The sequence below is a fragment of the Dechloromonas hankyongensis genome, assembly GCF_022012295.1.
Lineage (GTDB): Bacteria > Pseudomonadota > Gammaproteobacteria > Burkholderiales > Rhodocyclaceae > Azonexus > Azonexus hankyongensis.
On sequence record NZ_JAKLTN010000007.1, the window covers coordinates 67,223 to 73,733 of the forward strand.

Annotated in this window: 3 protein-coding genes; 2 read left to right on the forward strand and 1 reads right to left on the reverse strand. The window is 62.9% G+C overall.

Annotated features, from left to right (window positions below; genetic code table 11):
• Nucleotides 1–2 precede the first annotated feature (2 nt).
• Together LZ012_RS18760 and LZ012_RS18765 are read left to right on the forward strand one after the other, a co-directional pair.
• Entirely contained in the window at nucleotides 3–1,841 is a 1,839-nt protein-coding gene (locus LZ012_RS18760) for a nitric oxide reductase activation protein NorD (protein ID WP_275712484.1), read from the forward strand.
• Between the two features lie 230 nt (nucleotides 1,842–2,071).
• Nucleotides 2,072–2,767 carry a Crp/Fnr family transcriptional regulator gene (locus LZ012_RS18765; RefSeq protein ID WP_275712487.1) on the forward strand — a complete coding sequence of 232 codons (696 nt, stop codon included), beginning with the start codon at nucleotides 2,072–2,074 and terminating at the stop codon, nucleotides 2,765–2,767.
• 95 nt (nucleotides 2,768–2,862) lie between these two features.
• On the opposite strand, the gene LZ012_RS18770 is transcribed toward LZ012_RS18765, so the two are convergent.
• The gene (locus LZ012_RS18770; RefSeq protein ID WP_275712489.1) at nucleotides 2,863–6,423 is read right to left on the reverse strand and encodes a beta strand repeat-containing protein; all 3,561 of its coding nucleotides are present in this window, start codon (nucleotides 6,421–6,423) and stop codon (nucleotides 2,863–2,865) included.
• Nucleotides 6,424–6,511 lie beyond the last annotated feature (88 nt).

The window sequence follows — 6,511 nt, forward strand, 5'->3', positions numbered from 1 at the left end:
CCATGGAAGAATTCATCGGCAAACTCTGGCATAACTGGGTCACCAAGGCCGCCGGCGGGCATTACCCGCAGGCGGCGGTCAAACTGGCCGATGTCGAGAAGACGGCGGGCATCCTGTTCCGCGCCTTTGGCGGCGACCCCGGCCTCAAGGTCGCGGCAGCGACGGCCGAACAGCACGGCGCCCGGCGCCGCTGGCTGCAGCGCCTGGCGAGTAGCGGCGAGAAAGTCGCTCAGGCCCGGCGCGATGCGGAAACCTTGCGCCTGCCGCCGGAAATTGCCGCCTTCCCCGAAAAATCGCTGAACCGCGACCTCTACCTGTGGCTGTCGGCCATCGCCGCCTGCGATTTGGCCGACGACCGGCCGTGGTTCGTCCGCAACCAGTTGGCCGCGCGCACGGCGCTCGAGCGCTATCCCGGCCTGCGCCCACGCTACGAGCGCCTGGTCGAAGCCCACATCGCCGGCCGTATCCCGCCAGACGAACTGCAGCCCGACGAAGCGGCGCAGGAAGAAGCACTGCGCCAGGCACTGCGCGCGCCGGGCAGCGTCGATGGCCTGCCGCCGCTCAATTCGAACAAGTCGCGACCGCCGCAGCCGGTGCTGCTCTGGCTGATCGCCGCCGAGACGCGGGCGGCCGGCCGTGTCGCCGACCCCGACGAAGAGCTGCCGCCGGAAGGCAGCGGCGACAGCAAAACGACCCAGGAAGCGCACAAGGCCGAACAGGTCGAGACGCCGGACAACAAGGCGCCGATGATTGCCATGTTCCGCGCCGAAAGCCTGCCGACCTGGGCCGAGTACGTACGGGTCAACCGCGCTTTCGACGAGGACGAAGACCCGAACGCCAAGGATGCGGCCAAGGACCTCGACCAGCTGTCGCTGATCCGTGACGGCCAGACCGCCAAGTCGCGCGTCAAGTTCGACCTCGACCTACCGTCGGCAGCCGAGGACGACACGCCGATCGGCCCCGGTATCGCGCTCCCCGAATGGGATTACCGCAAGTCGCTGATGCAGGAGAAGCATTGCCTGGTCCAGCCGATGATCGCCCGCGACGCCGAGCCCGCCGCCCTACCCCAGGAACTGGCGGCCACCGCCAAGAAGCTGCGCGGCCAGTTCGCAGCGCTGGCGCCGCAGCGGCGCTGGCTGAAGGGCCAGCCCGACGGCCCGGAACTCGACGTCGACGCCTGCGTGCGCAACCATGCCGACCGCGCCGCCGGGCATACGCCGGAAACCGGCGGCTATCTTGCCCAGGCCCGCTGCGAACGCGATCTGGCCTGCCTGCTGCTGGCCGACCTGTCGATGTCCACCGATGCGCCGATTTCGGACAGCCACCGCATCGTGGACGTCATCCGCGACTCGCTGCTGCTCTTCTCCGAGGCGCTGACCGCCACCGGCGACCGCTTCGGCATCTATGGCTTTTCCTCGCTGCGCCGCCAGAACATCCGTTTCCATCTGCTCAAGGATTTCGGCAAACGCTACGACGCCGCCGCCCGCGGCCGCATCCTGGCCATCAAGCCGGGCTACTACACCCGGATGGGGGCCGCCATCCGCCAATCGGCCAATATCCTGGCCGAACAGCCGGCCAGCCGGCGCCTGTTGCTGATCATCACCGACGGCAAGCCGAACGACCTCGACCTGTACGACTCCCGCTACGGCATCGAGGACACGCGCCTGGCCGTACATGAAGCCCGCGCCATGGGGCTGACGCCTTTCTGCGTCACCATCGACCGCGAAGCGGGTGCTTACCTGCCCTACCTGTTCGGCCCGGCCGGCTTCTGCGTGATCCGCAAGCCGGAGGAGCTGCCCCGCCGTCTGCCGCTCCTTTACGTGCAACTGACCCGCCATTAGGGCGTGTTCGCAGCAAGCAGCGGGCTGCGCAAGGGTGGACGAGCGCCGGCGTTACTCGGCTCGGGAATGGAACAACCATTCCCAACACCTCGTGCCTTGGCGCCCACCCGCCCTGGCTAACGCAGTCCCACCGATTACTGGAAACGCGCCCTATATAATCCCAAAGTGGTATTGCCAAAGAACTAGCACGATGCCAACATCGGCCGTCCTCGTTCAGGCCAAGACCGACTATGCATGGTAATCACCCCATCAACATCGAAGCACTGCTGACCCACGTTCCACTCTTCAATAGTCTGGTTCCCGAAGAAATTGCGCGCATCGCCAAAAGCACGCGCGAAATCCACGCCAGCAAGGGCGACATCCTGTTCCACAAGGGCGACCCCTGCACCGGCTTCCACCTGCTGGTTTATGGCCAGATCAAGCTGGCCTTCACGTCACAGCAGGGCAGCGAGAAAGTGGTCGAAATCCTGACCCAGGGCCAAAGTTTCGGCGAAGCAATCATGTTCATGGACAAGCCCTATATCGTTTTCGCCCAGGCGCTGACCGATTGCCTGCTGCTGCACGTTTCGAAGGCTGCGGTCTATGACGAACTGCAGCGCGACCACAACCTGTGCCGCAAGATGCTGGCCGGCATGGCCATGCGCCTGCATCAGCTGATGGTCGACGTCGAGTCGTATTCCCTGCACTCGGGCAAGCAGCGCATCATCGGCTACCTGCTGCGCGAACTGCCAGAAGCCGACCAGGACGGCATCAACGTCGCGGTTACCCTGCCGACCAACAAGGGGGTCATCGCCTCCCGCCTCAACCTGACCCAGGAACACTTCTCGCGCATCCTGCATGAATTGACCGACCTCGGCCTGATCGTGGTCGAGGGGCGCAAGATCCACATCCCGAGCGTCGCCCGGCTGCGCCAGCACGAAGGCTGATACGAGAGGGTTCGGCCGCTGCGATAACCGGTCGCAAGCCAAGAAACAAAAAAGGGGCGATCAGGTAATCGCCCCTTTTTCATTACTGGACCGAATCAATCGGTCAGCAGCTTGCCATTGGTCAGCAGGTTCTGGATCACGGCCTGATCGGTCGTGTTGGCGCCGATCAGATTGACCCCCGTCAGCACGATCTGTTGCACGTCGTTGTTGCTGACGTTCGAGGGCGGTGCGCCGACCGAATTTCCGTCGTTGAAGGCGCCCGTCTGGCTGACATAGATGGTGGTATTGCCGCCGGAATACTGGAAGTGCAGGAAGTTATCGAGTGCCGCGGCCGTTGCGTTGTTTGGCGCATTGAGCAGGTCGCGCAGGTCCAGAACATCGGTACCAACCGCCGTTTCGAAGTTATTGATGGTATCGACCGCGGGCGTCGCGATAGTTCCGGCATCGCCGAAACTCCACGCGAAGGTGTCGGCACCGGCCCCGCCATCCAGGGTGTCGTTGCCCGCACCGCCCATCAGCAAGTCGTTACCTGCACCGCCGCTGAGATTATCAGTCCCGGCACCGCCATCGAGCTTGTCGTTGCCGTTTCCGCCACTGAGCGTGTCATTGCCGGCACCACCGGATAGCCAGTCGTTGCCATCGAGACCGGTCAGGGTATCGTTACCGGCCAACCCGGTGATGATGTCGTTGCCCGCGGTACCGGACAAGGCTGCGTCGCCGGAGGTCGTCCCGTCGACTTCGCTCGAACCGATGGTCCGCGCGATATTGAGCGTAAGCGAGCCCATGTTGCTGACGTCTCCGTCGCGGTCGGTCAACTGGAAGCCGAGCACTTCGGTAACCGTGACGGCACTGATCGGCGGCGTGTAGCTATAAGTTCCATCGTCGAGATCGATTGTCAGCAGACCGCCTTGTTCGGTCGTCACTGCCAGCACATGGGTCGTTCCATTGAACGTCGCGGTACTTCCGCCGGTGCCCGATGCCGTCACCGTCGACGAGACGCCATCCCAGGAGAAGAGCCTGACGTCGCCGGCCGGTCCGACGGAGAAGGCAGAGACATGGCCGCCATCCGCCCCGACCTCGCCCGGAGCCCCGCCCGTCAGGAGGTTGCCAGTGGTCACCGGCGCTACCGTACCCTGAAGTTCGCTGGACAGGTTGGCGACGTTGGGAACCATGATGGCATCCATGTTCGTGCCGGTGACGCCGTTATAGGCAACCGGATTGAGATAGCTCTGATCGGTTGTGGTCAGACCATCGCCTATCCCCAGCGCGAAGGACTTGATCTGGTTGTTGGTCAGGAAGTTGGTCCAGAGGGTCTCTTCGCCAGCCTGGATACCGGCATCCGCACCACCGCTGGCTCCCGCAGCGCTATTCACCAGCGCCCCGGTATTGCCGTCATTTTCATTCGGCTGGCCGTCCGACAGGAAGTACATCAGGTTCTGCAACGAGCCGCCAGCCGGTGCGCTCAGGATGCGGCCGTTCGCATCCCAGGAATCGATCGCCTGGGCAAGGGCTGCGTCGTAATTGGTATAACCGTTCGCCGACAGCGTCGTCAGCAACTGCAGCGCATCGCGAGCCGTCACCCAGCCGCTCGTCATGTCGCTTGCCGTCGTCGAGAACGTGACCAGTTTTACCGCCACATCGCCAAATCCGTCGTAGGTATTGATCAGGTTGGTAATCGCGGTGCGGGCGGCGGCAAGGCGATCGACGGTTCCGCTGGTCATGCTGCCCGACAGATCCAGCACGATCATCAGATTGGTGTCCTGCTGCGGCACGTTGATCGTCTGTGAGTTCGTTCCCGCGTTCGGAGAATCATCCTCGACCGTCACATGGATCACACCCGTCGAACTCAGCGCCCCATCGGATGCCGTTACCGTCAGATCGAAATTGAACAGGTTTTCGCCATTGCCGGTGGCATGGTCAATGGCCTTCGACAAGCTCACCGTATAGTTGCCGGCACTGTCGATAGTGGCGCGAAGCACTTCCACGCCGTTGCTGTCGCGACCGATCAAAGGCGAAGTGGACATGCCGTTGCCGGTCCACGAAACGGTCAAACCACCGGATGTGATGCCCGCCGGCCCCGACAGCGTCACGGTGAGCGTGCTGTCCGGATCGGAAATGGCAATGCTGCCACTTTGAACGGTCAGGTTCGTCGTATCCGTCGGATTGCCCGTCGTATCCAGATACCCGCCAGGCAGCCCCTCCTCCGAGACGGCAACGCTTGGGCTGCCAGCCACGGTCGGCGCATCGTTGGTGCCGTTGATGGTAATCGCCAAGGTTGCCGTGCTGGTGTCGCCATCGGCATCGGTGATGGTATAGGTGTAGGTATCGGTCAGCGCCTGACCGTTCTTCAGCGCATTGACGGCCGGGTTGGCGTTGTTCAGCGTGTAGGTGTAACTGCCATCCGTGTTCAGGACCAGGCTGCCGTAGGTCAGCGTCGGGCTGGCAGCGGTCACCGGGTTGGCCCGGACGTCGGCGCCGATGCTGTCGTTGGTCAGGACGTTGCCGCTGGTCACCAGGGCCGTATCTTCCGTGACGCTGGCGCTGTCGGCGACCGCCGTCGGCGTGCTATCGACGATCTGCACCGTCAGCGTACCGCTCGAGGTGGCACCGCCTGCGTCCAGTACGCTCAACGCAATGGTGTCGACGCTTTCCGTTGCACCCGGCTGGCTTTGTGCGGCCACCAGGGTGTAGGTATAGCTCAGGGCTCCCGTTCCGGCGTTGTAGCCGGTCAGCACCAGGCTGCCTTCGCCGGTGTTGATGGTCACCGGCGTACCGCCCAGCGCCGCCAGTTGCGCCGCCGTCAGCGTTGTGCCGCCAATGGTGGCGCTGGTCAGACCCTCCGGTGCCGAGATGGTGATCGTACCCGTGGTCGTCTCGCTGGTATTCGCTACCGAGATCAGACCCAGTTCGTTGACCGTGGCTTGTCCCGTCGCGCCCGCATTGCCATCAAGCGGGGTAATGCTCGGTGCACCGTCGGTGTTGCCATTGATGGTGATGTCGAACGTACGGGTACTCCAATCCCCGTCTGCATCCTGAATCGTGTAAGTGAAATGTTCTACGAGGGTTTGACCATTCTTCAGCGCATTGACGGCCGGGTTGGCGTTGTTCAGCGTGTAGGTATAAGTTCCATTGGCCGCCAAATTGAGATTGCCGTAACTGCCGGCCAACCCACCAAGACCACCGGCAAACGCATTGGCAGCGCCATAAGTGCCGATGACCACGCCGACGACATTCGTCGCATCCGCACTTGGCGAATCATTTGCTATCAAATTGCCGGCAACCGTATTTGGTACAGCGTCTTCAGTGATTGCAGCGATATCCGCCGTGGCCGTCGGTATGCTGTCCACAATTTTTACGGTCAGCGTGCCGCTGGAAGTAGTCCCGAGCAAATCCTGAACGCTCAAAGCAACCGTATCGACGGTGCTGGTCTGACCGGGCTGGTTTTGTGCAGCCAGCAGAGTGTAGGTGTAGCTGAGCGTGCCCGTGCCGGCGTTGTAGCCGGTCAGTACCAGATCCCCTTCGCCAGTATTGACGGTTACCGGAGTCGAGCCCAGGGTCGCCAGTTGGGCCACCGTCAAGGTCGTACCGCCAACCGTAATGCTAGCCAGACCCGCAGGGGCCGCAACGCTGATTGAACCGGAAGTGGTTTCGGTCACTCCACCGCTTGGCAACAACCCTGCTTCGAGCACCGTTGCTTGACCTGCCTCCCCTCCATTTCCATCAACCGGGGTAATGGTTGGCGCA

Coding starts and splice junctions, on each gene's coding strand:
- LZ012_RS18760 (WP_275712484.1), top strand. CDS start 3: ATGGAAGAATTCATCGGCAAACTCTGGCATAACTGGGTCACCAAGGCC.
- LZ012_RS18765 (WP_275712487.1), top strand. CDS start 2,072: ATGCATGGTAATCACCCCATCAACATCGAAGCACTGCTGACCCACGTT.